A 14,247-nucleotide genomic window follows, 5' to 3' on the forward strand; every position below is an offset into this window, starting at 1 on the left:
TCGAACGTGATGTTGCTATGAGATTTTCACCGGGTTAACCACGTCCGCGATCAGCACCAGGATCGTGAAGCAGATGAAGATCCCGGCCACCACGTAAGCCACCGGCATCAGCTTCGCCACGTCGAACGGGCCGGGGTCCGGGCGGCGCAGCACCTTGGCCAGCTGGCGGCGCAGCGACTCCCACAGGGCGCCCGCGATGTGCCCGCCGTCCAGCGGGAGCAGCGGGAGCATGTTGAAGAGGAACAAGGAGAGGTTGAAGCCGGCGACCAGCATCAGGGCCATGGCCAGCTGCTGGGTCGGCGGGATGTCGAGCGTGAAGATCTCGCCGCCGACGCGGGCCGCGCCGACCACGCCCATCGGGGAGTCGGGCTGGCGGGGGGCGCCGTCGAAGGCCGCGTCCCACAGGGCCGGGATCTTGGCGGGCAGGCTCGCGATGGAGTCGACGGCCTCGCCGAGCCGGTCGCCCATCCAGGTCAGGGACTGGCCGAAGTCCTGGCGGACGATGCCGTTGGCGGCGCTGAAGCCGAGGAAGCCGGCGTAGGTGTAGCCGTCGACGATCTGCCCGTGGGCGTCCTTCTTGGCGACCTTGTTCCTGACGAGCTGGGCCTGCAGGGTCACCTGGTGGCCCTTGCGCTCGACGACCATGGACACGTTCTTGTCCGGGTTGGCCCGGATCAGGTCGGAGAGCTGGTTCCAGCTGTCGGTCCTCACCCCGTTGAAGGAGACGATCTTGTCGCCGGCCTTCAGTCCCGCTGCCGCCGCCGGGGAGACGCGGTCGGACTTCTTGCACGTGTCGCGCTTCTCGGTCTGCGCGATCACGCACTGGGAGACCGAGCTGACGGTCGTCGTCTGCTGGGAGATGCCGAAGCCCATCAGGACCGTGAGGAACAGCGCGACCGCGAGGACCAGGTTCATGAAGGGGCCCGCGAACATCACGATGACGCGCTTCCAGGGCGCGCGCGTGTAGAAGAGGCGGGTCTCGTCGCCCGGCTTGAGCTCCTCGAAGGCGGCCGAGCGGGCGTCCTCGATCATGCTGCGCCAGGGCGAGGTGGAGCGCGCGGTGATCCGCCCGTCCTCGCCCGGCGGGAACATGCCGATCATCCGGATGTAGCCGCCGGCCGGGATCGCCTTGATCCCGTACTCCGTCTCGCCCTTCTTCCGCGACCAGATGGTGGGGCCGAAGCCGACCATGTACTGCGGTACGCGGATACCGAAGAGTTTGGCGGTGGACAGATGCCCCAGCTCGTGCCAGGCGATCGAGACCAGCAGGCCGACCACGAAGACGACTATGCCGAGGATCATCATCAAGGCTGTCATGCACGCGCCTCCGCGGTCGCCGTGTGCGCTGTCAGTTCCCGGGCCCGGGCTCGTGCCCAGGTCTCCGCTTCGAGGACGTCCGACACCGTGACTGAGGTTCCCGTACGGGGCGTTCCGTGCTCCTCGACCACCCGTGTGACGGTCTCCATGATCCCGTTGAAGGGCAGGGCACCGGCACGGAACGCCTCGACGCACTCCTCGTTGGCCGCATTGAACACCGCCGGTGCGGTGCCCGCGAGCTGTCCGACGTGCCGGGCGAGGTCGACCGACGGGAAGGCCTGGTTGTCCAGGGGGAAGAACTCCCAGGTCGAGGCCTTGCTCCAGTCGAAGGCGGGCGCCGCGTCCGGTACCCGTTCGGGCCAGCCGAGACCGATGGCGATCGGCCCACGCATGTCGGGGGGCGTCGCCTGGGCGAGTGTGGATCCGTCGGTGAACTCAACCATCGAGTGGACATACGACTGCGGGTGCACGACAACCTCAATGCGGTCGAAGGGAATGTCGTACAGCAGGTGTGCCTCGATGACCTCCAGACCCTTGTTGACCAGGGTCGCGGAGTTGATCGTGATGACCGGGCCCATGGCCCAGGTGGGATGCGCGAGGGCGTCCTCGACGGTCACCCGCGCCAGCTCCGCCTTCGTACGGCCGCGGAACGGGCCGCCGGAGGCGGTGACGACCAGCTTGCGCACATCCGCACGGGTGCCGGCGGCCAGCGCCTGGAAGAGCGCGGCGTGCTCGGAGTCGACCGGGATGATCTGGCCGGGCTTGGCGAGCGCCTTGACCAGCGGGCCGCCCACGATGAGCGACTCCTTGTTGGCGAGCGCGAGGGTGCGGCCCGCCTCCAGGGCGGCGAGGGTCGGTGCGAGGCCGATGGATCCGGTGATGCCGTTGAGGACGGTGTGACACTCCGAGGAACCGGCGGCGGCCACCTGGGTGGCGGCGTCCGGTCCGGCGAGGATCTCGGGGAGCGTCTCCCCGGCGCCGTACTGCGCGGAGAGCGCCTCGCGCAGTGCCGGCACGACGTCCTCGCGGGCGACCGCGACGGTCCGCACCCGCAGCCGGTACGCCTGCTCGGCGAGGAGGGCCACCCGTCCGCCGTTGGCGGACAGGGCGGTGACCCGGAAACGGTCGGCGTTGCGCAGCACGAGGTCGATGGCCTGGGTGCCGATGGACCCGGTGGAGCCGAGGATCACCACGTCCTTGGGGCCGTCTCCGGCGAGGGGGTCATAGACGAGGTGCGGGTCGGCGAGGGGTGCTGGACTGTCGCTCATCCCTCCATTGTTGCCGCAACCGGTGTCCGGCAGGACACGCGCGTCCCTCGGGCGGGTGCCTTATCAGTTCTCGCTGCCGAATGGAGCGAAATCCCCCTTGTGAAGCCCGCGTGAAGACCTTGTGATAACACTTCAGTTCCGGCCGGTGGACAACCGGCCCGCGGACGACATCCTGGGGGGATTTCTCCATGCGTACTCTGCGCATACGCGCTGCCCTGCCCGCTCTCGCGGGCGCGGCGCTGCTCACCGGCACCCTGCTCAGCAGCCCGGCCGAGGCCGCCGGTGGCCTGATCATCCATCACGTATGGTTCGACAGCCCCGGCTCGGACACCGGGTCCAACACGAGCCTGAACGGCGAGTGGGTGCAGATCAAGAACACCGGCGGCTCGGCGATCTCCCTCAAGGGCTGGATCCTGAAGGACGCCTCCAACCACAAGTACGTCTTCCCGAACGTCAAGATCGGCGCCGGGAAGTACATGAAGATCCACACCGGCAAGGGCACGGACACCGCGTCGAACAAGTACCAGGGCCGACGCGCCTACGTGTGGAACAACACCAGCGACACGGCGACGCTGACCAAGGCGAGCGGCACCAAGGTCGACTCCTGCTCCTGGACGACGCGGGATCCGAGCGACAAGTACTGCTGACCTACCGGATGGGGCGGTGCACGTTCTCCCGTGTGCTCGGGCCCGGGGTCGCGTCGGCGATCCACGGGCCCTCGCCCGAGGGGTCGACGATCCCCTGCTCCAGCCACTCGTAGTCGCCGCCCATGACGCCCTTGACGATCTTCCGGTCGAGGTCGTCGGTGTTGCTCCACAGACGGCCGAAGAGCTCGTCGACCCGGATGCGGGACTGCCGGCAGAAGGCGTCGGCGAGCCGGTAGGCCTCACGGCCGTGGTCGCCCTGGCTGCGCAGGAGCTCGGCCCGGACGCAGGCCGCGCTCATCGCGAACAGCTCGGCGCCGATGTCCACGATCCGGCCCAGGAAAGCCTGCTTGGTCTCCATCCGGCCCTGCCAGCGGGACATGGCGTAGAAGGTGGAGCGGGCGAGCTTTCGGGCGTGCCGCTCGACGTACCGCAGATGCGGTGCGAGATCCACTCCATGCTTGAACTGGCCGTAGGAGGAAGGGAGTTGGCCAGGTCCGGCGACCAGCTTCGGCAGCCACTTGGCATAGAAGACGCCCGCGTTCGCGCCGGCCTTCGCCTTGTCCGACAGGGACTTCTCGGGGTCGATGAGGTCACCGGCGACCGAGAGATGGGCGTCGACGGCCTCGCGCGCGATCAGCAGGTGCATGATCTCGGTGGAACCCTCGAAGATGCGGTTGATGCGCAGGTCGCGCAGGATCTGCTCGGCGGGGACCGCCCGCTCGCCGCGGGCCGCGAGCGACTCCGCTGTCTCGAAGCCGCGGCCGCCGCGGATCTGGACCAGCTCGTCCGCCATCAGCCAGCCCATCTCGGAGGCGAACAGCTTGGCGAGCGCGCCCTCGATGCGGATGTCGTTGCGGTTCTCGTCGGCCATCTGCGACGACAGTTCGCTCACGGCCTCCAGGGCGAAGGTGGTGGCCGCGATGAAGGAGATCTTCGACCCGACCGCCTCGTGCTGGGCGATCGGCTTGCCCCACTGCTCGCGCGCCGCGGACCACTCACGGGCGATCTTCAGACACCACTTGCCGGCGGCGACGCACGACGCGGGCAGTGAGAGACGCCCGGTGTTCAGTGTGGTCAGCGCGATCTTCAGGCCTGCGCCCTCCGGCCCGACGCGGTTGGCGGCGGGCACCCGGACCTGGTGGAAGCGGGTGACGCCGTTCTCGATGCCGCGCAGCCCCATGAAGGTGTTGCGGTTCTCCACCGTGATGCCGGGCGAGTTGGTCTCCACGATGAAGGCCGTGATGCCGCCCTTGTGGCCGTCGCTCTTCGGCACCCGGGCCATGACCACGAGCAGGTCGGCGACCACGCCATTGGTGGTCCACAGCTTCACCCCGTCGAGGACGTAGTCGCCCCCGTCGGGCACCGCGGTCGTGGCCAGGCGGGCGGGGTCGGAGCCGACATCGGGCTCGGTGAGCAGGAAGGCGCTGATGTCGGTGCGGGCGCAGCGCGGCAGGAAGACGTCCTTCTGCTCCTGCGTGCCGAACAGCTTCAGCGGCTGTGGTACGCCGATCGACTGGTGTGCCGAGAGCAGCACGCCGACCGCGGGGCAGGCCGAGCCGACCAGCGCGAGTGCCTTGTTGTAGTACACCTGGGTGAGGCCGAGGCCGCCGTACTTGGTGTCGATCTTCATGCCGAGGGCGCCGAGCTCCTTGAGCCCGTCGATGACCTCGTCCGGGATCCGCGCCTCGCGCTCGATGCGGGCCGAGTCGATCCGTGTCTCGCAGAAGTCGCGCAGCTTGGCGAGGAACTCCTCGCCGCGCTGCACCTCCTCGTCCGCCGGGAGCGGATGGGGGTGGATGAGGTCGAGCCGGAAGCGGCCGAGGAACAGTTCCTTGGCGAAGCTGGGCTTGCGCCAGTCCTGTTCCCGGGCGGCCTCCGCGACCTGACGGGCCTCCCGCTCGGTGACCGTGGGTTTGGTGATGGGGGCGGACATGAGGCTCACCTCGCCGCGAATAGGGATGTAGTGGACCGTTCGCTACTGACCAGTGCTACTGGATCGTTGGTACCCGAAACGAGCCGCCCCCACCAGTCCTCGCGCGCCCGATCGGCGCGTGTATCAGCCGATGCCGACGGAGTACGACTTCGCGTCGAGCCGCCCGGAGCCCTGGAATACCTCGGTCCCGGACTCGATGCGGGAGACGTACTTGTCCTTGCTCAGCAGATTGCGCCGAACGAGTGCCTGGGTGAAGTCGTCGAGGTCGAGCGCGGCGCTCGTGGTGTTGGTGCGCCGGACGAAGGAGTGGGCGTTCCAGCGGATGTCGCCCCGGCAGATGTCCCACGTGGAGCCGCCCGGGCTGACGCTGCCGTACTTGCAGACGCACTGGGTGCCGGTGCCCTTGTCCCGGCGCCACAGGTTGTCGTTCACGTAGCACTTGCCGAGCGTGATGGTGTCGAAGGCCGTGGCCGAGGTTGCGGCACGGGCCGACGTGGTCCTGGTGGTCGCGGGCGACGACCCGCACATCAACGGCCGCGAGACCGAGAACCGTACGACCCCGGACCTGCCCGCCCAGCAGGAGCGGCTGCTGCGCGCCGCCCGCGCCGCGGACCCTCGCACGGCGGCGATCCCGGTCTCCGCGTACCCCTGCGCGGTGGATGTCGCGCGGCAGCCCGCCGTGCTGTGGACCGCGCACGGCGGCCGAGCGGCGGGCACCGCGCCGGCCAGGTGTCCTTCTCGGTCACCCACATCGGCGATGTCACTGCCGACGAGATCGGCCCGATCCACACCTGTGCCGTCGGACCCCCGGCCGTCCGCGCCGCGAGCCGGTCGCGCACCGCAGGATGACGCCGGCCCCGGGCGCACGCACGGAGCCGGCTTGCCAAGTCCCCTTGGCCGCCTTCGAGTTCTGGGACATGGCCCAGGGCCGGCGGCGTCTGGAGCAGGGCCCGTACGGCCTCCTGGTCGGTGCGTCCAGTGAGGACGTCCGGCCGCGTACGACCGCCCTTCTCGGCGGCGAGCCCGCGGCGCCGCGTCCGGTGTGCGAACACGGCCTGGACGCAGCCGTCTTCGACGAGCACTCCGGCATCGCCATAGTCGACCGCACGAAGGTGTCGGGGACGCGGTCATCACGGTGGACGGCGCCACCGGCGAACTCGTCGGCCTCTCCGGTTGAGGGTCCGGAGGAGCCCGGCACGGAGAAGGGGCCCGGCACCGGAAGGCATCGGCGCCGGGCCCCTTCGAGGGACCTATATGAAAATGGTTCCCATTAACTAAAGGGCGAGGCCGGTGAGGACCAGCACGCGCTCGTAGGTGTAGTCGTCCATCGCGAACTTCACGCCCTCACGGCCGACGCCGGACTGCTTGGCACCGCCGTACGGCATCTGGTCCGCGCGGTAGGACGGCACGTCGCCGATCACCACACCGCCGACCTCCAGCGCGCGGTGGGCGCGGAAGGCCACCTGGAGGTCGTGGGTGAACACGCCCGCCTGGAGGCCGTACTTGGAGGAGTTGACGGCCGCGAAGGCCTCGGCCTCGCCGGCCACCTTCTGCACGGTGAGGACCGGTCCGAAGACCTCCTCGCAGGCGATGGTGGTGTCGGCCGGCACGTCGGTGAGGACGGTCGGCGCGTAGGAGGCGCCGTCCCGGTCGCCGCCGGTGAGCAGGGTGGCACCGGCCTCGACGGCCTCCTTCACCCAGGCCTCGACGCGCTCCGCGGCGGCCTCGCTGACCAGCGGGCCGACGTCGGTCCTGGCGTCGGACGGGTCGCCGGTGGCCTGGGCCTCGACGGCGGCCACGATGCGCGGCAGCAGGCGGTCGTAGACGGAGGCGTCCGCGATCACGCGCTGCACGGAGATGCAGGACTGGCCGCCCTGGTAGTTGGAGAAGGTCGCGATGCGGGTCGCGGCCCAGTCCAGGTCCGCGTCGCTCGCGAAGTCGCCGAGGACGACGGCCGCGCCGTTGCCGCCCAGCTCCAGGGTGCAGTGCTTGCGCGGCACCGAGTCCATGATCGCATAGCCGACCTTCTCGGAACCGGTGAAGGAGATGACCGGCAGGCGCTCGTCCTGGACCAGCGCGGGCATCTTGTCGTTGGCGACCGGGAGGATCGACCAGGAACCGGCGGGCAGGTCGGTCTCGGCGAGCAGGTCACCGATGATCAGGCCGGAGAGCGGAGTGGCGGGCGCCGGCTTGAGGATGATCGGGGCACCGGCGGCGATGGCCGGGGCGACCTTGTGGGCGCACAGGTTCAGCGGGAAGTTGAACGGTGCGATGCCGAGGACGACGCCCTTCGGGAAGCGGCGGGTGAGCGCGAGGCGCCCCTGGCCGCCGAGGTCGGTGTCGAGGCGCTGGGCCTCGCCGCCGTTGAACCGCCGGGCCTCCTCGGCCGCGAACCGGAACACGGAGACGGCACGGCCGACCTCGCCGCGCGCCCACTTGATCGGCTTGCCGTTCTCGGCGGAGATCAGCTGGGCGATCTCCTCGGTGCGCTCGGCCAGGCGCTTGCTGACGTGGTCCAGGGCGGCGGCGCGCACATGGGCCGGGGTGGCGGCGAACTCGTCCCGCACGGCGTACGCGGCGGCCACGGCCTCCTCGACCTGGGCGTCCGTCGGCACGCTGACCCTGCCGACCAGTCGCCCGTCCCACGGGGAGGTGACGTCGAAGGTGTCCTCGCCGGTGACCTGGCGGCCGGCGAGCCAGAAGGCGTGGGTGGAAGTCATGTGCGAGTCCGGCCTTTCCGCGTGGGGGATGTGCGTGTTCTTTCGTGTCCCACGGTAGGACGGGGGTAAGCGGGGGGTGCTTGTCCGAGTCGTAGTGGTGGGGGGTGGGGATGCGCCGGATTGGCGTGTTGGGGGCCGGGGTCGCGCGTATCTCGCCCCCGCCGCCCCTGCCCGTCGCATCCCCAGGGGCTCCGCCCCTTCCACCCCGCCCGGGGGCTCCGCCCCCTGGTACGGCTAGGGCCCGTCCGGCGGATCAAGTCGCAGGAAAGCGGCGGCGCCGAATCAGCACGGGTGAGCGGGGCCTGGTGCGTGCAGCTGCAGGGCGGAGGCGGGCGTCGACGCGATGGGGGTCCCCCCTGTTCGAGCGAAGTCGAGAACTTGGGGGAGTCGGCAACCGACGACAACGCCTGGGGGTCCCCCCTGCTCGCAGAGCTTGGGGGAGGGCGTGCCAGGCCCCGCGTCTGCGGCATGATCCGCCGGACAGGCCCTAGTCCGGCGTGGTCGCCTTCAAAGCCAGCCACAGTTCCATCCGCACGTCCGGATCGTCCAGGGATCGGCCGAGGATCTCCTCGACCCTCCGCATCCGGTACCGCAACGTATGCCGGTGCACACCGAGGTCGGCCGCGGCCGCGTCCCACTGTCCGTGCCGGGAGAGCCAGGCGCGCAGGGAGGCCACCAGGTCGCCGCGGCCGGTCGCGTCGTGCTCGTAGAGCGGGCGCAGCAGGCCGTCCGCGAACGCCCTCACCGCGTCGTCGGCCAGCAGCGGCAGCACCGAGCCCGCCGCCAGCTGCTCGTGCTCCACGAGCACCCGTCCGCGCCGCCGGGCCACCGACAACGCCTGTTCGGCCTGCTTGTACGCGGCGGCCGCGGCGATCGGCCCGGCCGGTGCCGACAGACCCACGACCAGCTCGTCCTCGTCCACGGTGGCCTGTTCGGGTACGGCCCGTGCCGCCTCCAGCGCCGCCGCGTACTCCGCGCAGGCGGCGACCGCCGCTCCCCCGTCCCCGGCCAGGACCACCAGCCGCTCCCCCTCGGGGACGACCAGCACCGCCTCCCCGGAGCGCGCGGCGGCGGCCTCCACGGTCTCCGCGAGCCCGCCCAGCGGATCGCCGCCCGCGTCGGCGGCGGCCAGCGCGGCCGACGGGCTGGGCTTGGCCACCGGCACCGGCACGCCCGAGTGGGCGTGGGCGTCCGCGTGGGCCCGGGCGGCCGACGCGGACACCGGCTCGGCGACGATCATCCGGAAGGGCGCGTCGAGGAGCCCGCCGTACAGGTCACCGGCGACGGCCCGGGCGTGGTCCTGCTGCCCGGCCAGCAGCATCCGCAGCACGGCGGCGCCGATCCGCTGCTCGGCCGCCTGCAGCGAGCGGGAGCGCTCGGTGGTGAGGGTGAGCAGGGCGATCGCGGAGTGGACGGCGTACCGCTCGGCGGTGCCGAGGGCGGCGGCGGTGCCGACGGCGAGCGCGGCCCGCGGGCGCCTGCCCGTGCCCAGGGAGTGCAGTTCGACGCGGTCCTCGGTCTCCGGGCCGCCGACCACCGACGAGGCGGGCGCGGGCCGCTCCCGCAGTCGCTTCACGTCCGCGGTGATCCGTGCCGCGCGGCGCCCGGCCCACTCCGGCGCGGTCGCGACGACGGCGCCCGAGGCGTCGTACAGGGCCGCCCATCCGTCGACCTGCGCGGCGAGCGCGGCGAGCAGCCCCTCCGGGCCCGCGTTCAGTGCCTGCCTGGTCAGCTCCCGCTGCGCGGCGAACCCGGCCGTCACCGCGCGGTACTGGTCGGCGGCGATCGCGGCGGACACCGCCTTGCTGATCGCGAGGAAGGGGGTGCGGCGCGGCACCTCGAGAAGGGGCAGGCCCTCCTGCTCGGCCGCGTCGATCAGGGCCTTCGGGATCTCGTCGTAGTTGACGCCGACGGCGAAACCGAGCCCGACGACTCCGGCCCCGACCAGCCGTTTCACATACCGCCGCATCGCCTCGGGGTCGTCGGCGTCCAGCTTCAGCGCGGTGATCAGCAGCAGTTCCCCGCCCTCCATGTAGGGCACGGGGTCGGCCAGCTCGCTCACGTGCGCCCAGCGGACGGGCACGTCCAGGCGGTCCTCGCCCGCCCGTACGGTCAGCTTGAGCGCGGAGTGGTGGACGAGCGAGGCGAGCGTCGGGGGCATGAGGCCTTCAGGTCTGGGGAGATCTAGTGATCATTGCGATCATTTGGCCGCTTCGTATGAACAGCCTATGCCGATTCTGCCTCACCGTATGGAGACCGGGTGACCTTATGGACGGACCTCAGCCCCGGAGGTCCACCAGCAGGGGCGGGGCGTGCTCGCCCTTGACGTTCGTGAGCGACAGCACCGCATGGCCCGGCGGCACCCCGTGCGCCAGCTCGGACGCCGACCAGCGCTCCCGCTCGACCTGCCGGACGGTCACGGCCCGGGCGGTCGGCGCCTTGCCGGTGATCACCCGGCGCAGCACGTGCACGGCCTTGCCGGCCGGGGTCTCGGCGATGATCTGCCGGTCGGTCACGTCCCGTGCCTCGGTCCACTCCTTGCCCCACACCTCGGCGAAGTCCTGACCGTCCCACGGGGTGAGCCCGGACAGCGCCATCCGGCAGCCGGCGGCACCCAGCAGCGGCCCGCGCAGCGGCCGGGGTACGTCGTCCAGGGTGCGCAGGGTGAGCACGGCACCGGCGTTGGCGGAGCGCAGCCGCTGGATCCCGCGCACGGCGTCCGGGGTCACCACTCCGGTCGCGTCGTCCAGCAGCAGACAGGCGAAAAGCGACCGGTCCTCCCGCACCGCGACGCTCGCCGTGAACTGGGCGAGCACCAGCCGTGCCAGGATCCGCGAGGCGTCGGCGTGCCCGCGCTCGGGCAGGTCGACACGGACCCGCACCGGGTGGTCGAGCGCCTTCAGCGAGAAGGGCCGGGACTGCCCGGAGGTGTCGAAGAACCCGGCGAAGGCGGGCCGGTCGAGCAGCGCGATCCGGTCGGCGAGCACCGCTCCCACGTCCCCGGGGTGGCCCATCTGCCGCTCGCGCGCGTCGAGTTCGCGCAGCAGCGACTCCTGCCCGGTGTCCTGCAGCGCCTTGCGGAGCGCGGCCAGCGGACCGGGGGTCCCGTCGAGCAGCTGACGCAGCTCCGGCACGGAGGGGAAGCGGGCGTGGACCGCCCGGAACGGTCCTAGCAGCTGGGCGAGGACGGTGGTGGAGCGGCGGCTGTCGCCTCCCGGGTGGGGGTCGGCGAGGTCGCCGACGAGGGCCTCGGCGAGTATGGCGGCGGCCTCGTCCGGGTCGGTGGTGCCGCCGTACAGGTCGAGGTCGTACACCGATTCCGGGTGGGCGATCCGTACGACGACGTCGTACGCGTCGGACGTGCCGAGCCCGGCGCCGGCCGCGCCGACCACCACGACGGAGGCCCGTCCGGCGAGCGCGTGCAGGCACAGCGACTCCGCGAGCGGCCGTACGACGCTGCCGGTCTTGCCGGAGCCGGCCGGGCCGACGGCGAGCAGCGAGGTGCCGAGCAGCTCGGTGCCGAGGGCGAGTCCGCAGCCGCGGTAGTGGTAGGGGTTGCGCGGGTCGTCCGCGGTGGTCCCGATCCGTACCTGCCCGGTGACCAGGTCGTGCCGGGCGAGGCGGCCCGGCAGGTCGCGCTCCCCCGAGGGGTGCAGACAGGCGGCGGCGCCGTCCTTGACCACGGCGGTGGTGAAGGCGGCGAGGCTGTGCCGGCCGCTGCGCACGCCCTGCCAGGCGCGGGCGATGCGGGCGTGGTCGACGTCCCGCATGAGCCCGGAGCGAGCCTCGGCGGCGAGCCGGTCGGCGGCGTCGGCGGCTCCGGCGGCGCGCAGCTGCGGCCACTGGGCGGGGTCCTCCTCCGGCGCGGGCGGCTTCTCCGCCGTCGGCACGGCCTGGGTCCAGACAGGGGGCCCGTAGCGCCGCCAGACCTCGCCCCAGCGGCCGATACGGCCCACGGCGAGCATGATCGCGCCGGCGATGAGCGTGTAGTAGCCGTACCAGAGGATCGCGTTCCCGACCCGGTCGCCGCTGTGCCGCCAGGAGTCCGGGGTGAGGAGTTCGAGGGGCAGCACCCACCAGCCGCCGAGGTAGCCGTTCCACAGCAGCGACCAGACCAGCCACCCCACGAGGAACGCGATGAGCGCACCGCTCAGCAGCTGTCGCGCCGGGATCCGCTCGGGCTCCTCATCCGGCCGCGGCCGGTGCCCGAACCGCCACACCCCCGGTGCCGCCTCCGGCCGGGGCGCCCGCAGCCAGGCCAGGAACGCCGAGCCGTCGGGCAGCGGGGGGACCCCGGGGGCACGGGCCGGCCGGGGCGGTACCGAAGGCGCCTCGCGGGGCACCGCGGGAGCGTCCTGCGGCATCGCCGGACGCGGCACGGGATTCGCGTGCGTACCCCTCGTGTCCTGCGTCCCGTCGCTGTCCATCGCCCTTTCCCCCTGACCAGCCGTTCCGTGGACCATCAGCGAGTCAATCTAACGCGCCCGCAAGGGGAGTTCACCGCTTACGCGGCCGAGCGGGCCGACCCGGGCCCGGCCGCACCGTCACCCCGCTATGTCCACCACGGACAACCACAGGTCCTGACAACGCCCACATGGAGCATGCCCACCCCCCCTTCCCGGTCCTAGCCTGCGAGAAAAGAAGACAAGAGTCCGTAATACCCCCGGGAGCCCCTCATGAGCGCACTTCCGCAGGAGCGCCGCGTCGTCACCGCCATCCCCGGCCCGAAGTCGCAGGAGCTGCAGGCCCGCCGTACCGCCGTGGTCGCGCAGGGCGTCGGCTCCGTGCTGCCCGTGTTCACCGCGCGCGCCGGCGGCGGCATCATCGAGGACGTCGACGGCAACCGCCTCATCGACTTCGGCTCCGGCATCGCCGTGACCTCGGTCGGCGCCTCCGCCGAGGCCGTCGTGCGCCGTGCGAGCGCCCAGCTGGCCGACTTCACCCACACCTGTTTCATGGTCACCCCGTACGAGGGCTATGTGGAGGTCGCCGAGGCCCTCGCCGAGCTCACCCCTGGTGACCACGCCAAGAAGTCCGCGCTGTTCAACTCGGGCGCCGAGGCCGTCGAGAACGCCGTCAAGATCGCGCGTGCGTACACCAAGCGCCAGGCCGTCGTCGTGTTCGACCACGGCTACCACGGCCGGACCAACCTGACGATGGCGCTCACCGCCAAGAACATGCCGTACAAGCACGGCTTCGGTCCCTTCGCCCCCGAGGTCTACCGCGTCCCGGTCGCCTACGCCTACCGCTGGCCGACCGGCCCGGAGAACGCGGGCCCCGAGGCCGCCAAGATGGCCATCGACCAGATGTCCAAGCAGGTCGGCGCGGACAACATCGCCGCGATCATCATCGAGCCGGTGCTCGGCGAGGGCGGCTTCATCGAGCCGGCCAAGGGCTTCCTGCCGGAGATCGTGAAGTTCGCCAACGACAACGGCATCGTCTTCGTCGCCGACGAGATCCAGTCGGGCTTCTGCCGCACCGGCCAGTGGTTCGCCTGCGAGGACGAGGGCATCGTCCCCGACCTGATCACGACGGCCAAGGGCATCGCGGGCGGTCTGCCGCTCGCCGCCGTCACCGGCCGCGCCGAGATCATGGACGCCGCCCACGCCGGCGGCCTCGGCGGCACCTACGGCGGCAACCCGGTCGCCTGCGCCGGTGCGCTCGGTGCCATCGAGACCATGAAGGAGCTCGACCTCAACGCCAGGGCGAAGAACATCGAGGCGGTCATGAAGGCGCGCCTGGGCGCCATGGCCGAGAAGTTCGACATCATCGGCGACGTCCGCGGCCGTGGCGCGATGATCGCCATCGAGCTGGTCAAGGACCGTACGACGAAGGAGCCGAACCCGGAGGCCACCGCCGCCCTCGCCAAGGCCTGCCACCAGGAGGGCCTGCTGGTCCTGACCTGTGGCACCTACGGCAACGTGCTGCGTTTCCTGCCCCCGCTGGTCATCGGCGAGGACCTGCTGAACGAGGGCCTCGACATCATCGAGCAGGCCTTCGCACGTATCTGAGCCACGGCCTGGCGCCTGCTCAGGCACCGGGTGCCCGACCCGGCGGACCCACCCGCCCCCGGCCCGGCGTCAGGCCGTGTGAAGAAGGTGTGCGAGGTGGATGACGGGACGCGATTCCGTCTGTCTTGGAGCCACCCCCTGCCGTAGGTTCTTCCTCAGATGAGAGATACACCCCGCCCACAGGGGACTGTGGGCGGCATCAGGCCGTCGCCTCCCCAGCTTCGACCTGGTCGTGCCTCGCGCACACAACCGGGGCCTTCGGCTTCGGAATCTCCTCACCGATCGGACAGTCGCCCGCCCCAAACCCCCCGGGGCGCGCGGCGTTCCGATCCGGACGGCCGCCTCGGAACT

The 14,247-nt window shown here is 71.5% G+C and carries 9 protein-coding genes and 1 pseudogene; 3 read left to right on the forward strand and 7 right to left on the reverse strand.

The window, feature by feature from the left end:
* Positions 1 to 15: 15 nt before the first annotated feature.
* Both Q8A52_RS31870 and dxr read right to left on the reverse strand, forming a co-directional pair.
* Complete coding sequence (locus Q8A52_RS31870; RefSeq protein ID WP_316758006.1) at positions 16 to 1,305, reverse strand: M50 family metallopeptidase; 1,290 nt, start codon at positions 1,303 to 1,305, stop codon at positions 16 to 18.
* 8 nt (positions 1,306 to 1,313) lie between these two features.
* Positions 1,314 to 2,585, reverse strand: a complete 1,272-nt coding sequence (dxr, locus tag Q8A52_RS31875; protein WP_316757747.1) for a 1-deoxy-D-xylulose-5-phosphate reductoisomerase — start codon at positions 2,583 to 2,585, stop codon at positions 1,314 to 1,316.
* Between the two features lie 188 nt (positions 2,586 to 2,773).
* Between dxr and Q8A52_RS31880 the strand changes: the two genes are divergently transcribed.
* Positions 2,774 to 3,232, forward strand: a complete 459-nt coding sequence (locus tag Q8A52_RS31880; RefSeq protein WP_316757748.1) for a lamin tail domain-containing protein — start codon at positions 2,774 to 2,776, stop codon at positions 3,230 to 3,232.
* A 1-nt stretch (position 3,233) separates the two neighbouring features.
* Here the strand turns inward: Q8A52_RS31880 and Q8A52_RS31885 are convergent, their stop codons facing one another.
* Both Q8A52_RS31885 and Q8A52_RS31890 read right to left on the reverse strand, forming a co-directional pair.
* Positions 3,234 to 5,165, reverse strand: coding sequence for an acyl-CoA dehydrogenase family protein (locus Q8A52_RS31885; RefSeq protein ID WP_316757750.1), 1,932 nt, complete (start codon positions 5,163 to 5,165; stop codon positions 3,234 to 3,236).
* 123 nt (positions 5,166 to 5,288) lie between these two features.
* The gene (locus Q8A52_RS31890; RefSeq protein WP_316757752.1) at positions 5,289 to 5,693 is read right to left on the reverse strand and encodes a GH12 family glycosyl hydrolase domain-containing protein; all 405 of its coding nucleotides are present in this window, start codon (positions 5,691 to 5,693) and stop codon (positions 5,289 to 5,291) included.
* On the opposite strand from Q8A52_RS31890, the pseudogene Q8A52_RS31895 reads away from it, so the two are divergent.
* Positions 5,629 to 6,342: pseudogene (locus Q8A52_RS31895) on the forward strand (glycoside hydrolase family 3 C-terminal domain-containing protein); the annotation flags it as partial. The gene Q8A52_RS31890 and the pseudogene Q8A52_RS31895 overlap by 65 nt on opposite strands.
* Positions 6,343 to 6,439: 97 nt before the next feature.
* On the opposite strand, the gene Q8A52_RS31900 reads toward Q8A52_RS31895, so the two are convergent.
* From Q8A52_RS31900 to Q8A52_RS31910, 3 genes are all read right to left on the reverse strand, one after another.
* A complete protein-coding gene (locus tag Q8A52_RS31900) occupies positions 6,440 to 7,885 on the reverse strand; it encodes an aldehyde dehydrogenase family protein (protein ID WP_316757754.1) in 1,446 nt (481 codons plus the stop codon).
* Between the two features lie 487 nt (positions 7,886 to 8,372).
* Positions 8,373 to 10,046, reverse strand: a complete 1,674-nt coding sequence (locus tag Q8A52_RS31905) for a PucR family transcriptional regulator (RefSeq protein WP_316757756.1) — start codon at positions 10,044 to 10,046, stop codon at positions 8,373 to 8,375.
* 118 nt (positions 10,047 to 10,164) lie between these two features.
* Positions 10,165 to 12,312 (reverse strand): type IV secretory system conjugative DNA transfer family protein, encoded by a 2,148-nt coding sequence (locus Q8A52_RS31910; protein WP_316757758.1) that lies wholly within the window; start codon positions 12,310 to 12,312, stop codon positions 10,165 to 10,167.
* Positions 12,313 to 12,561: 249 nt separating this feature from the next.
* On the opposite strand from Q8A52_RS31910, the gene gabT reads away from it, so the two are divergent.
* A complete protein-coding gene (gene gabT, locus Q8A52_RS31915; protein ID WP_316757760.1) occupies positions 12,562 to 13,896 on the forward strand; it encodes a 4-aminobutyrate--2-oxoglutarate transaminase in 1,335 nt (444 codons plus the stop codon).
* The last annotated feature ends 351 nt before the right edge of the window (positions 13,897 to 14,247 follow it).

This window comes from Streptomyces herbicida, from assembly GCF_032656585.1.
In the GTDB taxonomy this organism is placed as follows: Bacteria; Actinomycetota; Actinomycetes; order Streptomycetales; family Streptomycetaceae; genus Streptomyces; species Streptomyces herbicida.

Coding starts and splice junctions, on each gene's coding strand:
- Q8A52_RS31870 (WP_316758006.1), bottom strand. CDS start 1,305: ATGATGATCCTCGGCATAGTCGTCTTCGTGGTCGGCCTGCTGGTCTCG.
- dxr (WP_316757747.1), bottom strand. CDS start 2,585: ATGAGCGACAGTCCAGCACCCCTCGCCGACCCGCACCTCGTCTATGAC.
- Q8A52_RS31880 (WP_316757748.1), top strand. CDS start 2,774: ATGCGTACTCTGCGCATACGCGCTGCCCTGCCCGCTCTCGCGGGCGCG.
- Q8A52_RS31885 (WP_316757750.1), bottom strand. CDS start 5,165: ATGTCCGCCCCCATCACCAAACCCACGGTCACCGAGCGGGAGGCCCGT.
- Q8A52_RS31890 (WP_316757752.1), bottom strand. CDS start 5,693: ATGTGCGGGTCGTCGCCCGCGACCACCAGGACCACGTCGGCCCGTGCC.
- Q8A52_RS31900 (WP_316757754.1), bottom strand. CDS start 7,885: ATGACTTCCACCCACGCCTTCTGGCTCGCCGGCCGCCAGGTCACCGGC.
- Q8A52_RS31905 (WP_316757756.1), bottom strand. CDS start 10,046: ATGCCCCCGACGCTCGCCTCGCTCGTCCACCACTCCGCGCTCAAGCTG.
- Q8A52_RS31910 (WP_316757758.1), bottom strand. CDS start 12,312: ATGGACAGCGACGGGACGCAGGACACGAGGGGTACGCACGCGAATCCC.
- gabT (WP_316757760.1), top strand. CDS start 12,562: ATGAGCGCACTTCCGCAGGAGCGCCGCGTCGTCACCGCCATCCCCGGC.